The sequence below is a fragment of the Bradyrhizobium symbiodeficiens genome (assembly GCF_002266465.3).
In the GTDB taxonomy this organism is placed as follows: Bacteria; Pseudomonadota; Alphaproteobacteria; order Rhizobiales; family Xanthobacteraceae; genus Bradyrhizobium; species Bradyrhizobium symbiodeficiens.
In genome coordinates this window covers 2,747,605-2,767,998 of the sequence record NZ_CP029427.2, presented here as the reverse complement: position 1 = coordinate 2,767,998, position 20,394 = coordinate 2,747,605, and the positions used below count along the sequence as shown (strand labels likewise).

The 20,394-nt window shown below is 65.0% G+C and carries 17 protein-coding genes and 2 pseudogenes; 3 read left to right on the top strand and 16 right to left on the bottom strand.

Translation table 11 applies throughout. The features are described from left to right. Positions 1-2 precede the first annotated feature (2 nt). From CIT39_RS12575 to CIT39_RS12500, 16 genes and pseudogenes are all read right to left on the bottom strand, one after another. Positions 3-881 (bottom strand): SMP-30/gluconolactonase/LRE family protein, encoded by an 879-nt coding sequence (locus CIT39_RS12575; protein ID WP_162308470.1) that lies wholly within the window; start codon positions 879-881, stop codon positions 3-5. Continuing rightward, a complete protein-coding gene (locus CIT39_RS12570; RefSeq protein ID WP_094975014.1) occupies positions 881-1,957 on the bottom strand; it encodes an aldose epimerase family protein in 1,077 nt (358 codons plus the stop codon). The genes CIT39_RS12575 and CIT39_RS12570 overlap by 1 nt, the downstream gene beginning before the upstream one ends. A 2-nt stretch (positions 1,958-1,959) precedes the next feature. Further along, positions 1,960-2,886 (bottom strand): Gfo/Idh/MocA family protein, encoded by a 927-nt coding sequence (locus tag CIT39_RS12565; RefSeq protein ID WP_094975015.1) that lies wholly within the window; start codon positions 2,884-2,886, stop codon positions 1,960-1,962. After that, positions 2,883-3,659, bottom strand: a complete 777-nt coding sequence (locus CIT39_RS12560) for a FadR/GntR family transcriptional regulator (protein ID WP_094975016.1) — start codon at positions 3,657-3,659, stop codon at positions 2,883-2,885. Before CIT39_RS12560 ends, CIT39_RS12565 begins: the two co-directional genes overlap by 4 nt. Beyond that, positions 3,656-4,636: a galactofuranose ABC transporter, permease protein YjfF gene (gene yjfF / locus CIT39_RS12555; protein WP_094975017.1), complete on the bottom strand. Its 981-nt coding sequence runs from the start codon at positions 4,634-4,636 to the stop codon at positions 3,656-3,658. Before yjfF ends, CIT39_RS12560 begins: the two co-directional genes overlap by 4 nt. After that, positions 4,633-5,625: an ABC transporter permease gene (locus CIT39_RS12550; RefSeq protein ID WP_094975018.1), complete on the bottom strand. Its 993-nt coding sequence runs from the start codon at positions 5,623-5,625 to the stop codon at positions 4,633-4,635. Before CIT39_RS12550 ends, yjfF begins: the two co-directional genes overlap by 4 nt. Then, a complete protein-coding gene (locus CIT39_RS12545) occupies positions 5,622-7,166 on the bottom strand; it encodes a sugar ABC transporter ATP-binding protein (RefSeq protein ID WP_162308469.1) in 1,545 nt (514 codons plus the stop codon). The genes CIT39_RS12550 and CIT39_RS12545 overlap by 4 nt, the downstream gene beginning before the upstream one ends. An 84-nt stretch (positions 7,167-7,250) precedes the next feature. Next, complete coding sequence (gene ytfQ / locus CIT39_RS12540; RefSeq protein WP_094975020.1) at positions 7,251-8,216, bottom strand: galactofuranose ABC transporter, galactofuranose-binding protein YtfQ; 966 nt, start codon at positions 8,214-8,216, stop codon at positions 7,251-7,253. Positions 8,217-8,631: 415 nt separating this feature from the next. Then, positions 8,632-9,804 carry a fumarylacetoacetate hydrolase family protein gene (locus CIT39_RS12535; protein ID WP_094975021.1) on the bottom strand — a complete coding sequence of 391 codons (1,173 nt, stop codon included), beginning with the start codon at positions 9,802-9,804 and terminating at the stop codon, positions 8,632-8,634. A gap of 95 nt (positions 9,805-9,899) precedes the next feature. Further along, positions 9,900-10,957, bottom strand: a pseudogene (locus tag CIT39_RS12530) (YeiH family protein). Positions 10,958-11,068: 111 nt separating this feature from the next. Then, the gene (locus CIT39_RS12525; RefSeq protein ID WP_094975023.1) at positions 11,069-11,287 is read right to left on the bottom strand and encodes a hypothetical protein; all 219 of its coding nucleotides are present in this window, start codon (positions 11,285-11,287) and stop codon (positions 11,069-11,071) included. A 164-nt stretch (positions 11,288-11,451) separates the two neighbouring features. After that, positions 11,452-12,165, bottom strand: a complete 714-nt coding sequence (locus tag CIT39_RS12520) for an ABC transporter ATP-binding protein (RefSeq protein ID WP_094975024.1) — start codon at positions 12,163-12,165, stop codon at positions 11,452-11,454. After that, positions 12,162-12,916, bottom strand: a pseudogene (locus CIT39_RS12515) (ABC transporter ATP-binding protein). Before CIT39_RS12515 ends, CIT39_RS12520 begins: the two are co-directional and overlap by 4 nt. A 2-nt stretch (positions 12,917-12,918) precedes the next feature. Then, positions 12,919-13,938: a branched-chain amino acid ABC transporter permease gene (locus tag CIT39_RS12510; RefSeq protein ID WP_094975026.1), complete on the bottom strand. Its 1,020-nt coding sequence runs from the start codon at positions 13,936-13,938 to the stop codon at positions 12,919-12,921. Beyond that, positions 13,935-14,837: a branched-chain amino acid ABC transporter permease gene (locus tag CIT39_RS12505; RefSeq protein ID WP_094975027.1), complete on the bottom strand. Its 903-nt coding sequence runs from the start codon at positions 14,835-14,837 to the stop codon at positions 13,935-13,937. The genes CIT39_RS12510 and CIT39_RS12505 overlap by 4 nt, the downstream gene beginning before the upstream one ends. Before the next feature lie 84 nt (positions 14,838-14,921). Then, complete coding sequence (locus tag CIT39_RS12500; RefSeq protein WP_094975028.1) at positions 14,922-16,181, bottom strand: ABC transporter substrate-binding protein; 1,260 nt, start codon at positions 16,179-16,181, stop codon at positions 14,922-14,924. A 171-nt stretch (positions 16,182-16,352) separates the two neighbouring features. Between CIT39_RS12500 and CIT39_RS12495 the strand changes: the two genes are divergently transcribed. Genes CIT39_RS12495 through CIT39_RS12485 form a run of 3 tightly spaced genes read left to right on the top strand, consistent with a single transcriptional unit; the run spans position 16,353 to position 20,391 of the window. Continuing rightward, positions 16,353-17,846 (top strand): AMP-binding protein, encoded by a 1,494-nt coding sequence (locus CIT39_RS12495; RefSeq protein ID WP_094975030.1) that lies wholly within the window; start codon positions 16,353-16,355, stop codon positions 17,844-17,846. After that, a complete protein-coding gene (locus CIT39_RS12490; RefSeq protein ID WP_094975031.1) occupies positions 17,843-18,484 on the top strand; it encodes a TetR/AcrR family transcriptional regulator in 642 nt (213 codons plus the stop codon). The genes CIT39_RS12495 and CIT39_RS12490 overlap by 4 nt, the downstream gene beginning before the upstream one ends. Then, on the top strand, positions 18,481-20,391 hold the full coding sequence (locus tag CIT39_RS12485; RefSeq protein WP_094975032.1) for a flavin-containing monooxygenase: 1,911 nt from the start codon (positions 18,481-18,483) through the stop codon (positions 20,389-20,391). Before CIT39_RS12490 ends, CIT39_RS12485 begins: the two co-directional genes overlap by 4 nt. Positions 20,392-20,394 lie beyond the last annotated feature (3 nt).

Here is a 20,394-nt window from a genome sequence, read left to right as displayed (position 1 = left end):
TCCTATGCGAGCTTGACGTCGGGCTCGGCGCGACCGCGGGCGGAGGCCTCCAATAGAAAGGTGTAACCGGCTTGCGGATCGGCGGCGCGTGCCGCCGCGTCCATATCCTGCCACGCCGATGTGACGAGGAGGCGCGACAGATCGGGACCGACGAAAGCCGGACAGCTCGCCTGCTTGGCTGGCACGCCTAGCGAGCGCAGACGCTCGCCTTGCGGAGAGTAGACGTCGATGCGGCTCGCGCCCCAGCACGCGTTCCAGATGTTCCCGTCGGCGTCGCACACCGAACCGTCGAGGCCACCGATACCGCTGTGGCGCAGTAGAACCTCCGGCTCGCCGCGCGGCAGACCGGTCGCAGGATTGAGCGGCACGGCGTAGAGCACGGCGCGCGTGGTGTCGGTGAAATAACCTGTGCCGCCATCCGGCGAGAAGCAGATCGAATTGGGAATGCTGATGCCGGAAAACAGCGTCGAGATCTTGCCGCGATGGAGCGCGTAGATCGCCCCCGCCTTCAGCTCGGCTTTCTTGCCCATGGTCCCGATCCAGAACGTGCCGGACTGGTGCACGCGGCAATCATTGGAGCGCGTGTCGGGATTGTCCGCTTCGAGCGGTAGGAGCAGCGTCATCGCGCCGTCGGCGAGCGTGCGGATATAGAGCCCGTCCTCGGCAACGATCAACTGCCGTTCGGCATCGATGCGCCCAAGTGCGCTCGCCATCCGGCCGAGCGCGTGGACACGGATCGCACCACTGCCGAGTTGCGCCTCGAACAGCCGTCCCTCGCGGATGTCGAACCACCAGGCGGTATCGGTGGTCACGTCATAGGTCGGACCTTCGCCGAGATGGCAGGGATCGTTCGAGAGAATTGAGGTTGGGACCTGTTCCATCAGGGCGTCCTCACTGCAAAGCGATAGACCGTGTGATGGCGATAGACCTGGCCGGGATCGAGGCGCGGGCTCGGGAAATCCGGCCGGTTCGGCGCGTCGGGCCAGATGTGCGGCTCAAGGCACATCGCGTCCGACTGCCGGATCAGCTTGCCGCCCTTCCCCGAGATCGTGCCGTCGAGATAATTGCCGGAATAGACCTGAAGACCGGGCTGGTCGGTCAACAGCTCCATGATCCGCCCGGAGCGCGGCGCCTCCAGCCGCGCCGCGAGCGCGAGCTTGCCGTCGCGGGCGAGGCAGTAGGTGTGGTCGTAACCCCTGCCGTTGCGCAACTGCTCATCGTTTTGCCGGATCCGTTCGCCAACCGGCCGAGGTTCGCGGAAGTCGAACGGCGTACCGGCAACGGGGCGCGGCGGCTCCGGCAGCGGAATGGCCGTGGGATCGATGGCGAGGAAATGCTCGGCGGCGACCATCAGTCTGTGATCGAGAATGGGCGTGCCTGATGTCGCGCCTTCCAGATTGAAGAAGCTGTGATTGGTCAGGTTGACGATGGTGGGACGGTCGGTCCGCGCCTCCATGGTCAGAGACAGCTCGGTCGGGCCGGTGACGCGATAGGTCAGGCGGACGTCGAGCTTGCCGGGATAATTCTCCTCGCCATGCGGGCTCGTGTAGGTGAGCGTCACCGCGGGCTGGGCGCCGTCGTCGATCTCCGCGATCTCCCAGAGCTTGCGATCAAATCCCTCGAGGCCGCCATGCAGCGCATTCGGACCGTTGTTGACGGGAAGCTGCACCGTCTCGCCATCGAGCGAAAACCGTCCTTTCGCGATGCGGTTGGCGTACCGGCCGACGGTGGCGCCCAAGAACTTTCGTTCCGCGAGATAGCCGGCGAACGCGTCATGCCCGAGCACGACGTCGTCGTGCCTGCCCTTCGCATCGGGCGCGATCAGCGCCTGCAACACCGCGCCATGGGTGATGATGCGCGCCTCGAAACCGCCCTCGCCGTGCAGCAGGATGCGCTCGACCTCGCGGCCGTGGGGCAGCGTTCCAAAAACGTCTTTCGTGATTTTTGATGCGGCCATGTCTAATCCACAAACGGTTCGACGACGGTGCGCCTGCCGAGCAAGAATGCGTCGGCGACGAGGCGAAGCGGCGCCAGATCAACGTCGCTTGCGCCGGTGGCCGCGAGCGCGACGAAGCGCCGGTAAAGCTCCCGATATTCCTCGTCGGGCGCCTCGGCAACGGTCTTGCCTTCGATCGCCATGTGCCTGCCGCCGCCGGACAGCGTCATCCGGCCCTGCTCGGTTTCGACGACGATATCCCAGCTCTGCGGCCCGGTCTGGCGGAAATCGAACTCGGCGGTGACAGGCAGGCCGTCGATGTCGGTCAGCGTCAGGCTCGCTGCGATCGGAGACTGGCAATTGGCGGGAAACGCCAGCTCGGCCGCGGTGACGAACACGGGCTTGGGCAGGATTTTGGTCAGGATCGACAGCGCGTTGATGCCGGGATCGAACACGCCGAGGCCGCCCGGTTCCCAGATCCAGCTCTGGCCGGGATGCCAGACGCGAACATCCTCCTTCCAGCTGATGTGCACCGATTTGATGCGTCGCGCCGCGAGCCATAGTCGCGCGGGCTCGACCGCCGGCGCATGACGCGAATGCCAGGTCGCAAACAGCGTTCGCTTTGCCTCTGCCGCCATCGCGATCAGCGGATCGAGCTCGGCAACACCGATGCCCGGCGGCTTCTCCAGCATGACATGCTTGCCGGCGGCGAGCGCCGCGGCGGCCTGGGCGCGCCTCACCTGCGGCGGCGTGCAGAGCGAGACCGCATCGATCGGCGGCCCCTTTTCCAGCAACTCCTCGATGGTGGCAAAATGCGGAAGCCCCGGCAACGAGGCGTTGCGGCTGGCAATTGCAGTCAGCGTCGCGCCCGGCACCGCGGCGATCGCACCGACATGCTGGTCGCGTGCGATCTTGCCGAAGCCGACGATGGCGATGCGAAGTTCGGTCACGATCGCTCTCCGGACTGCACGGATGGCAACGCCGCGGCCGGAACGGTCTCGATCACCGTACCATCGTGGCGGCGCATGCCATTGTGAATGACATGGACCATCGCCTCTGAGGCGGCATCGGCATCGCCGGCCGCAATCGCATCGACGATCTTCTGGTGCCAGAGCAGCACCGTGTCGCGGTCTTCCAATTCGACCGGCGCACTCAGCAGGAACGAGGCGCGAAGCGCGGCCTCGATGACGTGGCCGATCGAGCGCATGAACAAATTGCCGGAGGCCCGCGCCACGGCGACGTGAAGCGCGAGGTCGGCATCGGCAAAGCCGACCGAGTCGGACCCTTCGAGCCGCATGCGCTCCATGCTGCGCCGAAGCTCGGTCAGATCCTCCTCCGACCGCTGCGCGGCCGCCAGCATCGCCGCGCGCGGCTCGACCGCGAGACGGATCTCGGCGAGGTCGTTGAGGAAACGCTTGTCGATGCCGGCATCCAGATGCCAGGCCAACACGTCCGCATCGAACATGTTCCAGGCGCCGCGCTCGCGCACGACGGTGCCGACCCGCGCCTTGGTGGTGAGCAGCCCCTTGGCGACCAGCGTCTTCACGCTCTCGCGCAGCACCGGCCGCGACACGCCGAACATCGCGATCATCTCGGCGTCACCCGGCAGGCGCGTGCCCTCCGCATATCTGCCCGCGATGATGTCGACGCCGATCGAGCGAGCCACCTCCGCATGGTTGGAGTGGGCCCGCCGCGTCGGGATGACGACAATGCGCGAGGTCATGAGGCAGCTCCCGCGCGCTTCGTCAACGGCCGGCGGGCCAGCGCGACCAGTCCCTGCTGCAAAGCAATGAAGGAGAACAGCAGGATTCCAGTCGCGATCTTGGTCCACCAGCTCGACAGCGTGCCGTCGAAATTGATGTAGGTCTGGATCAGGCCCTGGATCAGCACGCCCAGGAAAGTGCCGATCACCGAACCCTGCCCGCCCGTAAGCAGCGTGCCGCCGATCACGACGGCGGCGATGGTGTCGAGCTCGACGCCGACGGCGGAGAGCGAATAGCCGGCGCTGGTGTAGAACGAGAAGACGATGCCGGCGATACCTGCGAGCAGGCTCGACAGCATGTAGATCTTCACCGTCATCGTGCCGACGGCAACGCCCATCAGGCTCGCGGTCGCCCGGCTGCCGCCGAGCGCATAGACGTTGGCGCCGAACCGGGTGAGATGCAACAGCATGGCGCCGCCGGTCACGATCGCGAGCATGATGATCGCGATCGCCGTCAACCGTCCTCCACCGGGCAATCGCAAGGCAAAGTCCGACACGGTGGAATAGAACGGCGCGGTGATCGGTATGGATTCGGTAGAGAGCAGGAAGCTTGCCCCGCGGGCCAGGAACATGCCGGCGAGCGTCACGATGAACGGTGGCAGATCGAAGACATGAATCACCGCGCCCATCGCTGCACCGAAGGCCGCCGAGAGTGCGAGGACGGCGACGAAAGCAACCAGCGGCGGCATGCCCCAGCGCTCGATCGCGAGCGCGACGAAGACGGTGGTGAAGCCGATCACCGAACCGACCGAGAGATCGATACCGCCGGAGATGATGACGAAGGTCATGCCGGCCGCGACGATGCCGAGGAAAGCGTTGTCGGTGAGGAGATTGCCGACCACGCGGGTCGAGGCGATGTTGGGAAACTGCACCGCGCAGGCTGCGAAGCCCGCGACGAGCACGATCGCCGTGATGAGGGCAGGCGGCAGGCCCCTCATGCCTTCGTCCTCCGCAGCCGCGCGGCGATGCCGGCAAAACCGGTCAGCTTCGGCGATTGCAACAGCAGCACCGTGAGCACCACCACCGCTTTGACCAGCAGGTTGAATTCCGGCGGATAGCCGGACAAAAGGATGCCGGTGTTCATGGTCTGGATGATCAGCGCGCCGAGCACCGCGAGCACGAGGCTGAAGCGGCCGCCGAACAGCGAAGTGCCGCCGATCACAACGGCCAGGATCGCATCGAGCTCGAGCCAGAGGCCGGCATTGTTCGCGTCCGCCCCCATGATGTCGGCGGCCGCGATCACGCCGGCCAGCGCGGCGCAGACGCCGCACCAGACATAGACCGACAGGATCATCGCACGGGTGCCGACGCCGGCAAGCTCGCTCGCGCGCGCATTGCCGCCGGTCGCCTCGACCAGCAGCCCGAGCGCGGAGCCGCGCACCACCGCGCCGGTCAGGATGAGCATGCCGAGCGCAATCGCGACCGGCACGGGCACGCCGAGAATGGCACCGTTGCCGAGCCAGACCAGATCGGGCGACGAGAACGTCACGATGCGCCCCTCGGTGATCAGCTGGGCGATGCCGCGTCCCGCCACCATCAGGATCAACGTCGCCACGATCGGCTGCATGCCGAGCACCGCGACGAGGAAGCCGTTCCACAGGCCGCAAATCAAGCCCGCGCCGAGCGCTGCCGCCAGAACCACGGCCAGACCGTGAGTGTCGGCGAGGCTCGCCGCGATCGCGCCCGCGATTGCCATGATCGCACCGACCGACAGATCGATGCCGCGCGTCGCGATCACCAGCACCATGCCGAGCGAGAGCAGTGCCACCGGCGTGCCGCGATTGAGCACGTCGATCAGGCTGCCGAACAGACGGCCGTCCTGGAGCCGCAGGTCGAAGAATTGCGGCGACATCACGCGGTCGACCGCAAGGATGACGATCAATGCGAGGATCTGGGCGAGACCGCGGCGCGGCAACAGCGCTGTCATGCGTGGGCCTCATGCGCAACGCCGGCGCCGTCGGCGGCGATGGCCGCGAGAATGTTGCCGACATCGACCGCCTCGCCCGCGAGCTCCTCGACATGGGCGCGGTCGCGCAGCACCACGACGCGGTCGGAATAGGTCACGATCTCATCGAGCTCGGAGGAGATCACGAGCAGCGAGAGACCATCGTCGCAGAGCTCGCGGATCAGGCGGATGATCTCGGCATGCGCGCCGACGTCGATGCCGCGGGTCGGCTCGTCCAGCACGAGAAGCCGCGGCGAGGTCGCGAGCCAGCGCGCCAGCAGAACCTTCTGCTGGTTGCCGCCGGACAACAGGCCGACGGGGCGCTCGGCATCGGGCGGACGGATGTCGAGCATCTTGACGTAGCGGCGCGCGATCTCGTCCTGCTCGCGGCGTGACAGGGGGCGATGCAGGCCGCGCTTGGCCTGGAGCGCGAGCACGATGTTCTCGCGCACCGTAAGCTCGGCGACGATGCCGTCGGTCTTGCGCTCCTCCGGGCAATAGCCGAAGCCGTGGCGGACGCCATCACGTGGCGACTGCAGCCGCACCGGCGAACCCTCCACCCTCGCCTTCCCGCCATCGGCGCGCTCGGCGCCGAACACCAGCCGCGCCGTCTCGCTGCGGCCCGAGCCGAGCAGGCCGGCAAGGCCCACGACCTCGCCATGGCGCAGCTCGAGATTGAACGGGGCGACATAGCCGGCCTTGCCGTAATTCTCGAAGCTCGCGCAGACCTCGCGCACTCTGTGCTCGCCCACCGATGCGCGCGCGCTGGTGGTCTCGGCCAATTCGCGGCCGAGCATCAGCCGGATCAGCTCGAGCCGCGGCAGCGAGGCGGTCTCGCGCTCCCCGACCAGGCGGCCGTTGCGCAGCACCGTGATGCGATCGGAGATCTCGTAGACCTGGTCGAGGAAATGGCTGACGAAGACGATGCCGATGCCGCGTTTCGCGAGCTGGCGCATGATACCGAACAGGATCTCGACCTCGTGACGGTCGAGGCTCGCGGTCGGCTCGTCCAGGATCAGCACGCGCGCGGAGAGATCCACCGCGCGGGCAATCGCCGTGACGTGCTGGACGGCCACCGAATAATTGCCGAGCGGCGCGGCGACGTCGATGTCGAGGCCGAAATCCGCGAGCAGCACCTTGGCGCGACGGCGCATCTCGCCTTCGCGCACCATGCCGAAGCGCACCGGCTGGCGGTCGAGAAACAGGTTCTGCGCCACCGAGAGGTTCGGCAGCAGATTGACCTCCTGGTAGACGGTGGCGATGCCCGCAGCCACCGCCGCCTTCGCCGAACGCGGGGCGATCTCTTCACCGCCGATCCTGACGATGCCGGCACCGCGCGGAAATATGCCGGTGACGACCTTGATCAGCGTGGACTTGCCAGCGCCGTTCTCACCGAGCAGCGCATGGATCTCGCCGGCGCGCAGCGTGAAGTCGACCTCCTGCAACGCGCGGACAGCGCCGAAGCTCTTGCTGATCCCGCGCACCTCGAGAAGGGGCAGAGCAGGATCGGGGCCGTTCTGCATGGTAAATTCACTCCCACGGGTGCCCGCCATCGAAGCGGACACCCAGCCTAGTGTTTCGTGCAGCGGTTTCGAAGGGGGATCGCCTCAGTAACCGAGGCCCTTCTTGCTGTCGTAGATCTTCTGCGGATCGTCGGCTGCGGTATAGAGCTTGGACTCGGTCTGGATCCATTTCGGCGGAACCGTGCCCTTGCCCTTGAAGGCTGCGACGGCATCGAGCGCCGGGCCCGCCATGTTCGGCGTCAGTTCCACCGTGGCATTGGCTTCGCCGGCAACCATCGCCTTGAAGATATCGGGGACCGCGTCGATCGAGACAGTGAGGATGTCTTTGCCGGGCTTGAGACCGGCTTCCTTCATCGCCTGGATCGCGCCGACCATCATGTCGTCGTTGTGCGCGTAGACGGCGCAGAGGTTCTTGCCGCCGCCCTCGGCCTTGATGAAGCTTTCCATCACCTCCTTGCCCTTGGCGCGGGTGAAGTCGCCGGTCTGGCTGCGCACCACCTTCAGATTCGCGTGCTTGGCGATCGCGGTGTCGAAGCCTTTCTTGCGGTTGGTGGCGACGCTGGCGCCGACCGTGCCCTGCAGCTCGACGATGTTGCAGGCCTTGGCCCCGACTGTCTTGGCCAGCCAGTCACCGGCGACCTCGCCTTCATGCACGCTGTCGGAGGTGACGGCGGTGAGATAGAGCTCCTTGCCGGAGGGGTCGATATCGCGGTCGAGCAGCACGACAGGGATCTTGGCTTCCTTGGCCTCCTTCAGCACCGAGTCCCAGCCGGTCGAGACCACGGGCGCGAGGAAGATCGCATCGACGTTCTGCGCAATGAAGGAGCGGATCGCCTTGATCTGGTTCTCCTGCTTCTGCTGCGCGTCTGCGATCTTGAGATTGACCTTGCGCTTGCTGGCCTCCTGCTTGGAGACCGACGTCTCGGCCGCGCGCCAGCCGGACTCCGATCCGATCTGCGAGAAGCCGACGGTGAGCTCGGCGGCATTTGCCGGCAGCGCGAGCAGCAAGGCGGCCGTGGCGCTGGCCGCAAAGAGGGCTTTGAGGATCATCAGGCGAGTCTCCCAAGATGTTATCCGGGGCGCCGATTGGTAGCATGACACCCACAGGCCGGCCCTTGAGGCGGCGGGAGGGACTATTTCACGGAAGATAAGTTCCGACTAGTCATATTATTTGACTATTTGGAGGAAAAAACGCGCCGAGCGGTGGCAAGCGGTTTTAAGACACGCCCGGCGCGATCTTGTTCCAGCGATGCAACGGGAAGATGAGGGAGATTCTAGGGGCCAGACGCGGACACCGTCGTGGCCGGGCTTGTCCCGGCCATCCACGCCTCACCTCGCATGACAGAGAACGTGGATGACCCGGCCTTCGCCTCGCCGAAGCGGCTTCGGCTGCGCAGGCGGGACAACCCCGGGCATGACGGCCTCGTAGACGTTCGCGTGGGAGGTCAGAGCCAGACGTGAAGCGTTAGATCAGCTTTCGCTGCGCCAGGTTCTTCATCAGCGCACCGATGCCGAAGGTCCAGGGCTCGCACTCGTCGCTGGTGCGCATGCGGTTGACGAGCTTGCCGAGCTGGGGCGCTGCGATCGTGACAATGTCGTCGCGCTTGTGGGTGAACCCCTGCCCTGGCGCGTCGCGATCCTTGACCGGCGCGAACATCGTGCCGAGGAACAGCACGAAGCCATCGGGATATTGATGCACCTTGCCGATGGTCTGCTCGACCAGATCGGTGGGATCACGGCTGATCTTGCTGATCGAGGAATGGCCATCGAGAACGAAGCCGTCCGCTCCTTTCACGTTCAGGCTGATGTCGAGCTTGCGCGCGTCGTCGAGCGTAAAGCTGTCGTCGAACAGGCGCAGCAGCGGTCCGATCGCACATGAGGCGTTGTTGTCCTTGGCCTTCGACAGCAACAGCGCCGAACGGCCCTCGAAGTCGCGCAGATTGACGTCGTTGCCGAGCGCGCCGCCGACGATCTTGCCGCGGCTCGAGACGAACAGCACGAGCTCCGGCTCCGGGTTGTTCCAGGTCGATTTCGGATGCAGGCCGGCATCCATGCCGGTGCCGACCGAGGACAGCGTCGGCGCCTTGGTGAAGACCTCCGCATCGGGGCCGATGCCGACCTCGAGATATTGGCTCCAGGCGTTCTGATCGATCAGCACCTGCTTCAAATGCATCGCCTGGTCGGAACCTGGCTTGAGCTTGGAGAGATCATCGCCGATCAGCCGCGTCACTTCCTTGCGGATCGCTTCGGCCGAGGCGGGATTGCCCTTTGCGCGCTCCTCGATCACCCGCTCCAGCATCGAGATGGCAAAGGTGACGCCGGCAGCCTTCAGCGTCTGCAGGTCCACGGGCGCAAGCAGCCAGGGCTTTTGGCGATCGCGCTGGTCCGGCGCAGTGTTGGCCACGATGGCGTCGAGATCGCCGATCCGCTCGCCCTTGGTCAGGCCAAGGGCCTTGGCCGGGTTGTCCTCTTCGCAGAGCGCGCTAATGGTCGGAAATCTTGCGGTGACGTCGAACACGCCGTCACCACGGACGGCGACCACGGCCGGACCGTTCGCCTGCGGCAGCCAGACGCGGCCGGCGAGTGTGCCGCGTGTTCCGTCCTCGGGGAGAAGGTCTTTCACCGACAATGTCGTCATGGCCGCACCCTCGTTGTTTCTCGGATCAGCCGCAGCCGATCACATTGGCGAAAACCAATAAACGTCTGGCGGGGGAAGTCCAGAGAGCGCGCCCCTCACTTGAACCAGTGCACCAGTGCGATGCTGATGCCGAGCAGCAGCATCAGGGACAGCGTCACCGCCGCCGTCACCCGCCCGCCGACGTTGGCGAGCACACGCACGTCGACGCCGAGACCGAGGGCCGCCATCGACACCACGGTGAGAAAGCCGGTGATCTTGGTCACCGGACCAACCACCGTCCCCGGCACGATTTCGAGGGAGCGCAAGGTCGCCAGCGCCAGAAAGCCGAGGATGAACCAGGGCACGAGGCGGAAGAAGCCGACATTGGTCTTCTTGGCATCGCTCTGCCAGCGTGACGCCGCGAGCGAGAGGCCGACGACGACCGGCCCGAGCATCAGCACACGCATCAGCTTCACGAGCGTGCCGATCTGCGTCGCGACGAGCCCGGCCGGGACCGTCGCGGCCAGGACCTGCGGCACCGCATAGACCGTGAGGCCGGCGAGGATGCCGTATTGCGTGGCAGACAATTGCAACAGCGGAATCAGCAGCGGCAGGCCGAGCACCATCATCACGCCGAGGATTGCGGTGAAGGAGATCGAGGATGCGATCTCGTCATTGTTGGCGCCGATGATCGGGGCCACCGCGGCGATCGCCGAATTGCCGCAGATCGAGTTGCCGCAGGCAATCAGGATCGACAGCCGCGTCGACAGGCCCAGCATCCGGCCGAGACCGAAGGAGACGCACAGCGCAATCACCACGACGGCTGCGATCGACGCCAGCAGCGCGACGCCGGAAGCCGCGATGGCGGCGAAGCTGATCGAGGCCCCAGCAGCATGACGGCGACTTCGAGAAGCTGTTTTGCGCTGAAGGCAATGCCGGCCTGCCAGCGCGGCGCGGGTTTCCAGAAGCTCCGCAGGGCCATCCCAAGCAGGATCGCCATGACCAGCGCCTCGACATAGGGATGCTCGAAGACGCCGAGCTCCGCCCTTTCGAGCAGGGCCGAGACGCCGGCGACGGCGATACAGAGGAGGATGCCTGGAATCAGCCCGAAAATACGGCTCGCGGCGGTGGCTGACTTGGCGCCAGCCGGGCTGGATGCTTGATTCTGCGACACAAATCTCTCCCTACGGAGAAAGATTTATACGCAGCGCCGGCTCAATGGGGAATAAGTTTTCGACATATCAGGGCCGAGAGAAGTTCTGTCCTCGACCCGGAATAATCGGCCTCAGAAGATCAGGCTCTTGGCCAGCGAGGCCACCCGGCTGAACCCGTCATAGACGCCTGGTTCGAAGAAGGCCGCACGCGCGAGCACGATTCCGGCCACAAGCGACCAGAACAGCCCGGTGCCGACCCGCAGCAGCAGCTTCGACGCGCGCGACTTCGGCAGGGCATCCGTTGCGGACACCAATCGCTCGCCGAAGGGCTCAAATCCAGTGCGTTCCATGACCGTCAATCCATCAACTTCTGATGGGAATGTCGTCGTTTCCCGCTCAAACGGCAATGGAAGCGATTGGCGTTTTTGCTCCTGCCCAAGGAAACTCCTTCCGCCGGAATGACCCCAGACAACAGTTTTCTTCTTCTCGACTATTCGGACACCGCCCGCCAGGCTCAGAGGGCCAGATAACGCCGGCGGATCGCCTCATTGGCTTTCAGCTCGTCGATTCCGGCGGCGTAGACGATCTGGCCCTTGTCGATGATGGTGGCGTGGCTCGCGAGCCCCAGGCAGAAATGCATGTTCTGCTCGGCAATCAGCACGGTCGATCCGATGCCTCGGAGCTGCCGCAACAGCTCGCCGATCCGCTGCACGATGATCGGCGCGAGCCCCTCGCTCGGCTCGTCCAGCAGCAGCAGCGCGGGGTTACCCATCAGCGTGCGCGCGATCGCCAGCATCTGCTGTTCGCCGCCCGAGAGACGCCCGGCGATACGATGGCGCAGCGGCTCCAGCAGCGGGAAAACCTCGTAGATGCGCTTGATCGGCCATTCGTCCTGGCCCTCCGGTCCCTTCTTGCGGCCAATGACCAGATTGTCCTCGACGCTGTGCTCCGGAAAGATCTGGCGGTCCTCCGGCACGAAGCCGAGACCGGCGCGCGCGATATGATGCGGCTTCCGGCCGGAGATCAGAGCACCACGCAGGCTCACTTTGCCCCGCCGCGGCGGCGCCAGTCCCATGATCGCCTTCATGGTGGTGGACTTGCCGGCGCCGTTGCGGCCCAGCAGCGCCATTGTCTCGCCTTGCCGCACCGAGAGGCTGACGCCGAACAGGATCTGGCTGGTGCCGTAATAGACGTCGAGATCGGCGACCTCGATGACGACAGCATTCATGCAGCCGCCCCCGCATGCTCAGTACCCAGATAAGCCTCGATCACAGCGCTGTTGTTGCGGATCTCGTCGGGCGTACCGGTTGCCAGAATACGGCCATAGCAGAGCACGACGATTTTGGGCGCGATCTGAACACGATGTCCATGTCGTGCTCGATGAAGACGACGGTGATCTTTTGCGTCTCCCAGAGCTCGCGCACCTTGTCGATCATGCGCCAGCGCTCTTCAGGTCCCATGCCGGCGGTCGGCTCGTCCAGCAACAAAACTTTCGGTTCGAGCACCAGCGCCAGCGCTATGTCGAGGAGCTTCTGATCGCCGTGCGAGAGCGTTGCGGCGGTGCGATTGCGCTTTCCCGCGAGTCCTAGCAGCTCCATCACGTGCTCGGCGCGATCACGCGTCTCGGGCAACGGAAAGCGCCTGTGCAGCACCGCGGAGGAGCGTTGGTCGGCGCTGACGGCGGCGAGCATGGTCTCCTGCACCGTCAGCGATTTGAAGATGCTGGCGACCTGGAAAGCACGGCCGATGCCGTGACGGACGATCTCGGGCGGCGAACGGCCGGCCAGATCGACGCCGTCGAGCAGCACCTGGCCGGTGTCGGGCTTCAACGCGCCGGTGATCAGGTTGAAGAAGGTGCTCTTGCCGGCGCCGTTCGGACCGATCACCGCGGTGAGGGAACCGTCGAGGAAGTCGAGCGAGACGTCGTTGGTCGCCTTCACGCCACCGAAGGACTTTGCGAGGTTGCGGATCTCGAGCATCCCTAGCGCTCCTCGCCTGCGTCGCGCCGCTGCGAAAACCATTCGGCGACGAAGTCCAGCAGGCCTTTGCGCAGGCCCAGCGCGAAGAACAGGATGACGATTCCCAGCACGATCCCATGGTACTCGGTGAACCGCGTCACGGTGTCGTTGAGCAGCAAGAGCAGCACGGTGCCGACCATCGGCCCGAGGAAGGTCGAGACGCCGCCGAGCATGTTGATGAAGATGGCTTCGCCCGAGATGGTCCAATAGGCGAATTCCGGATAGGCGCCGGAGACGAACAGCGCCATCACCATGCCGCCCATCGCCGCGAACACCGCCGCCAGCACGAACACGGTGAGCTTGGTGCGCCAGACGTCGATGCCGAGGAAGCTCGCGCGCGCGGCATTGTCGCGAATCATTCGCAGGGTGTAGCCGAACGGCGATTGCGCGATCTGGCGCATCGCGAGCAGGCCGAGGATCAGCAACGCGCAGCTCGCGACGTAGAGATGGACGTGGTTGGCGAGATTGATCCCGAGGAATGCGGGACGCGGAATGCCGCCGCGCAGGCCCTGGTCGCCGCCGGTGAAAGAGGCCCAGGACAAAATGGTCGAATGGATCAGCATCTGGAAGGCGAGCGTGACGAAGGCGAAATAGATCTCCTTCAGCCGCACGCAGATCGCGCCGATCACGGCCGCGATCAGCGCCGTGATCGCCAGCGTCGCCACGAACGCGACGGGAATCGGCACGGCCAGCTTCTGCATGATCAGGCCGAAGCTGTAGGCGCCAAGGCCAAAGAACATGCCATGGCCGAACGAGGTCAGGCCGGTATAGCCGACGAGCAGGTTGAGCGAAGTCGCGAACAGGCCGTAAGCCGAGCAGCGGATGACGAAATCGAGCAGCGCCTTGCTGCCCGTGAACAGCGGCAGGCTCGCCAGCACGGCAAAAGCGATCAGCGCGATAAGGATGTCGCGATAGCGCCCAAGCGCGGCGCCGCCGTGCACAGGCGCCAGCGTCCCGGCGCGTCCGGCCTCGAGCTCGGTCATGCCGCCTCCTTGCCGAACAGGCCGGTGGGTTTTGAGACCAGCACGATCACCATGAACAGGTACATCAGGCCTTCCGTGAACAAGGGAAAGCCGAGCGAGCCGTAGGACCTGATCAGGCCGAGCAGCAGCGCGCCGATCAGGGCACCCAGGATCGAGCCCATTCCGCCGATCACGGTGACGATGAAGGATTCGATCAGCACCGAAAATCCCATCCCCGGGGTCAGCGAGCGGACCGGCGCGGCGAGCGCACCCGCGAGCCCCGCCAGCATGCCGCCGAGCGCGAACACGCCGCCATAGATCAGGCCGGTGTTGATGCCGAGCGCGGACACCATGCCTGGATTCTGCGCGGCGGCGCGAATCACCTTGCCGATGCGGCTGCGCGACAGCCCGATGCCGAGCACGATCGCTGCGACCAGCGCGACGCCGATCAGCAGCAGATAATAAGGCGGCACCACGCCGCCGGCGATGAACAGCGGCATCACCTGGAATGCGGACGGCATGCCCATCGACTTGAATTCGGGCCCCCAGATCAGGCGTACGACATCGTCGAAGATCAGCACGAAAGCATAGCAGACGAGGAGCTGCATCAATACGTCGGCGCCATAGACGCGGCTCATGAAGACGCGCTCGAAGATCAGGCCGAGAATGGCCGTGCCGGCCGCGCCTGCGAGCATCGCGAGGGCGAAACTGCCGGTGAACTGATAGGCGGTCATCGCGAAATAGGCGCCGAACATGTAGAAGGCGCCGTGGCTGAAATTGACCACTTTGAGCACGCCGAAAATCAACGTCAGCCCGACCGCGACCAGGAACAGCAGCATGCCGATGATCAGCCCGCTGGTGGTTTGCGTCACCAGGCAGGCGGAGCTGGAGAGGCAACCGGCAAGCGCGTCGAGATCCACGGGAGCACTTTCATTGCGGCGCGCCTGACGGGGCGCGGAAAACGAGATGGCGGAGACGGTCGCCCGTCTCCGCTGCGCATCGGATCAGGTGTAGCCCTTGCTCTTCTTCCACTCGGCCTCGAGCTCGAAGATCGTCTTCCAGTCGCCGGCCTTGACCTCGGGGACATACGGCTCCTGCGGAATCGTAGTGCCCCAGCCGATGGCGTAGCCGACCAGCGTGTGATCGTCGCCGCGCATCGTCACGGTGCCGTCGGCACCGAACGGACACTTGATGGTGAGGCCCTTCAACGTCTCCGCGATCTTCTTGCCGTCCGCCGAGTTCGCCTTCTTGGCGGCCTCGGCGAGGAACATCACGGCGGTCGCGTTCTGCCACGACCAGTTGGTCGGATACTCGTTGTACTTCGCCTTGTAGGCATCGCCCCAGGCCGCGTTTTCCGGCGTGGTCGGAAAGGTCTTGATGTAACGGTTGCCGGAGTGGATGCCCTTGGGCAGGTTCTTCACCACGGTGAGCGCGGTGTAGTCGGCCATGTTGACCGCGAACACCTCCATCTGGCTGAACATCGCGTAGATGTTGGCCTGGTCGATATAGGAGGTGAGATCGCCGCCCCACAGGCAGGAATAAAGCGCCTGCGGCTTGGCTTGCAGGATCTTGGTCACCACCTCGGTGTAGTCGGGTTGGAACAGCTTCGGCCAGGACTCGCTGATGATCTCCACATCAGGGGCGAAACGCTTCAAATACAGCGTGAACTCGCCGGTGGTGTCGCGGCCATAGGCATAATCGGGCGAACAGGTCGCCCATTTCTTCAAGCCCTTGGTCTTGGCGATCGCGGCGGCGTAGCTGCCGCCGACGATGGAATCGTGGATGCCCTGGCGCACGCAGCGGAACGCATTCGGGATGTGCTGCTTCGGATCGGCCGTCAGCGAGGAGGCTTCCGAGCAGGTGTGGATGCAGAGCACGCCGAGATCGCGTGCGACCTCGTGCACTGCGAACGATCCGGACGAGGCCTCTCCGTCCAGCAGCAGCTCGCAGCCGTCGGTGTTGACGAGTTCGCGCGCGACGCGCGCGGCTTCCTGCGGCTGGCCCTTGGAGTCGCGGATCACCATCTCGATCTGCCGGCCGGCAAGGCCGCCGGCGGCGTTGACCTTGTCGACCTCGAGCATCACCGCATTGCGCGAGGACGTGCCGAGCTGCGCCACGCGGCCTGACAGGATCGTCGGCATGCCGATCTTGATGGTCTTGGCTTGCGCACGCGCCACCCAGGGCGCGGCAACACTCATCGCACCGGCGCCCATCAGCGCCAGCGTTGAACGGCGGCTGATGCCCGGCGTGCGGGTTCTCGTCATTGTCCCCTCCCTCTTTCGGGTCGGCGTTTCCAAATCCCTGTCGGAGATCGTGTCGTCTCCGTATTCCGGAGGATTTCAGAGGGTGGGGGGTGACGTCAAGCCAAAGATGAATTACGAGTCAGAATTCATCGAGGAAGGCAACGAGGCCGCAGGCGGCCCAAAATCCGCGCAATGATCAATCTTTCGAGCTTCAGCGCCTTTCACGCCCGGCGCACGCCGGACCGGCCCGCGCTGAAATATCGCGGCGAGGAGATTTCCTACGTGGCGTTCGATGCTCGTGTCCGGACGGTGACAGGCTGGCTCGCCGCGCAAGGCATCGGCGCCGGCGATGTCGTGGCGGTGCTGATGAAGAACAGCGCCGCGTTCCTGGAGCTCGTCTTCGCCACCAGCCATCTCGGCGCGGTGTTCCTGCCGATCAACTTCCGCCTCTCCCGCGACGAGGTCGGCTACATCGCCGGCAATGCCGGCGCGCGGCTGTTGATTGCCGATGAAGAACTCGCCGCCAATGCAGCGGGTGCGAAGACCCTCGTTCTGAACGAAGCCGCACAGCAGAGCCTCACGCATCTCGCAGGCGATGCGCCGCCCGCGCCGATGCATGTCCGCGCGCCAGCCGACCTGATGCGGCTGATGTATACCTCGGGCACAACCGACCGCCCCAAGGGCGTGATGCTCACATACGATAACTTCTACTGGAAGTCCGCCGACCAGACGATCGCGCTCGGCCTCAGCGCCGAGACGCGCCTTCTCGTCGTCGGCCCGCTCTATCACGTCGGCGCGCTCGATCTGCCCGGCATCGCCGTGCTCTGGCATGGCGGCTTCATCCGCATCGAACGCAATTTCGAGCCGGAGACCGCGCTTGCGGCGATTGCCGAGGACAAGCTCAACGCCGCCTGGTTCGCACCTGTCATGACCAGTGCGATGCTCACCTGCCCGACGCGTGATCGCTACAACGTCTCCAGCCTGCAATGGGCGATCGGCGGCGGCGAGAAGACGCCGGAGCTGCGCATCCGCGCCTTCTCTGACCATTTCCACAACGCGCGCTACATCGACGCCTATGGCCTCACCGAAACCGTCGGCGGCGATACCTTCATGGAGGCCGGTCGCGAGATCGAGAAGATCGGCTCGACAGGGCGCGCTATCGCCCATGTCGAGATCGAGATCCGCGACGAGGACGGCAATACGTTGCCGGCCAACGTCAACGGCGAGATCTGCCTGCGGGGACCGAAGATCACGCGCGGCTACTGGAAGGATCCGGACAAGACGGCCGCCGCCTTCTTCGGCGACTGGTTCCGCAGCGGCGACATCGGCTATCTCGACGAAGATGGCTTCCTGTACCTCACCGACCGCAAGAAGGACATGATCATCTCCGGCGGCGAGAACATCGCCTCCTCTGAGGTCGAACGCGTCATCCATGAATTGCCCGAGGTGCGCGAAGTCGCGGTGATCGGCCTGCGCGACGCCCGCTGGGGCGAGCGGCCGGTCGCGATCGTCGTGCTGATCGAGGGCGCCAGGCTCGAGCTCCCTGCCCTCACCGAGCATTGTCGCGCCCGGCTCGCGAGCTTCAAGGTGCCGAAACAGCTGATCATCCGCGACGGCCTCCCGCGCAATCCATCCGGAAAGATTCTCAAGCGCGTGCTGCGTGCCGAGCTGGAGAGGTCTGAATGACGCAAGTGAACGCCAAGGTGACAAAGCTCAACCGCGTCGAGCGCAACGCCTGGACCAAGCAGAAGATCTTCGAGGCCGCCACCAAGGTCGTCGGCAAGCATGGCTATGCCGAAGCCTCCGTCGCCCGCATCACCGAGCAGGCCGGCGTCGCGCAAGGCACCTTCTACAATCATTTCGAGAACCGCCAGGAGCTGCTCGACCAGTTGCTGCCGAAGATCGGCCTCGACATGGTCGGTTTCATCCGCGCCCGCACCGGCACCGCGGATGCGGCGCGGCAGGAGATAGCGCGCTTCTCGGCCTTCTTCGACTTCATTCGCGAGGTGCCGGAGTTTCTGCGCATCCTCAACGAGGCCGAGTTCTTCGCACCGATCGGTTATCAGAAGCATCTCGACAACATCTCGGTCGCCTATGTCCGCATTTTGCGTCGCGCGCGAGGCGCAGGCGCGATCGAGGATTACAGCGACGACGAGTTCGAGGCGATCGTCCACATGCTGATGGGCGCGCGCGGCTATCTCAGCCGCCGCTACTCCTATTCCGCCGACGGCGTCACCGCCGTGCCCGAGCACGTCATCTCCGCCTATCGCAAGCTGATGACGCGCGGGCTCTTCACCACGTCCGGAGACCAGGACACACCATGAATATCGAAGCTCCGCACAGGCCGCTCGACCTTGCCTCGACCATCGCAGAAGGCGACATCCGCTGCCTCCTGATGGTGCTGGTGCACATGACTGGCGATGAGAAATGGCTCGCGCCGCCGTACTTGCCCAAGCGCGACATCCGCCTGATCCCCGATCCCGAGGCCGGCGTGCCGCAGGAAATCCAGGACGAGATCCGCGCCGCTGTCGTCAAACTCTTTGCCGATGGCACGCCGAAGCCCGCCATCGCCGATCCCGGCGAAGAGCTGCTACTGACGATGATGCGCGCCTGCCTCGGCGAGAACGTCGCGCCGGAATATGCCCCGCTGATGCGCGAGGAGATGGGCTTTGTGGCGCGCGAGCCGCGTTGGACCAAGCAGCCGTCGAACGACAAGCTCGCCGAGCAGCACGTGCTGATCGTCGGTGCCGGCGTTTGCGCCATCGCGCTCGGCGTCGCGCTCGGCCATCTCGGCATTCCCTACACCATCGTCGAGAAGAACGCCGAACTCGGCGGCACCTGGTGGATCAACCGCTATCCCGGCTGCGGCGTCGATACGCCAAACCACTCCTATTCCTATTCGTTCGGCTCGGGGAATGCATGGACCCGCTATTTCTGCCAGCGCGAGGAGTTGCTCGGCTATCTCCAGAAGGTCGCGGAAGAGTACGGCATCCGCAAGCATCTGCGCGTCAACACCGAGCTGACCTCGTCGCGCTGGGACGAAAGCAAGCGGCGCTGGATCTCGACGCTCAAAACCAGCAACGGTGAAGAAACCTTCGAATCCACCGCATTGGTCTCGGCCATCGGCCAGCTCAACGACCCCTCGCGCGCCCGGTTCAAAGGCGAGGACGAGTTCAAGGGAACGATCCTGCATTCGGCGCTGTGGTCCGATGACATCGACATCGACGGCAAGCATGTCGCCGTGATCGGCACCGGCGCGACCTCGATGCAGCTGGTGCCGTCGATCGCGGACCGCGTCGCCTCGGTCACGGTCTATCAGCGCAGCGCGCAATGGGCGCGGCCTGTGAAGGGCTATGCCGATCCGATCAGCGAGGGCGCGCGCTGGCTGCTGGCGCACCTTCCGTTCTATGTGCAGTGGTACCGCTTCAACATGTTCTGGCGCTATGGCGACGGCCTCTTGCCATTTCTGCGCAAGGACCCGGCCTGGCCGCATCCCGAGCGGGCCGTCAACAAGGGCAACGACCGGCACCGCCAGGAGCTGACCGACTTCATCCTGTCGGAACTGCAGGGCCGGCCGGACCTGATCGAGAAATGCATGCCGACCTATCCGCCCTACGGCAAGCGCATTTTGCTCGACAACAACTGGTTCAAGACCTTGAGGCGACCGAACGTGGGCCTCGTCACCGACGCGATCGATCATTTCGACGAGACCGGCATCGTCACCGCCGACGGCCAGCACCGTCCCGCCGAAATCATCGTGGTCGCCACCGGCTTCAAGGTGACGGAGATGGCGGCGCGCCTCAACATCAGCGGACGCGACGGCAAGGATCTGCGCCAGGCCTGGGCCAACGACAATCCGACGGCGTTCCTCGGCCTCACCGTGCCCGACTTCCCCAACTTCTTCTGCATGCTCGGCCCGAACTCCGGCCCCGCGCATGGCGGCAGCGTCATCTTCCAGTCGGAATGCCAGAGCCGCTACATCTCGGCGTGTCTCGCCGAGATGATCGAGCAAGACGTCGCAGCGATCGATGTCCGCCCGGACGTGCTCGACGATTACGTCCGCAAGGTCGATGCCGAGCACGAGACCATGATCTGGACCCATCCGGGCATGAGCACCTACTACCGCAACGCGAGCGGACGCGTGTTTTCGGCCATGCCCTGGCGGTTCGTGGATTACTGGCGCATGACGCATGACCCGGATCTGGGGCAGTACCGGCTGACGAAAGCATAGAGG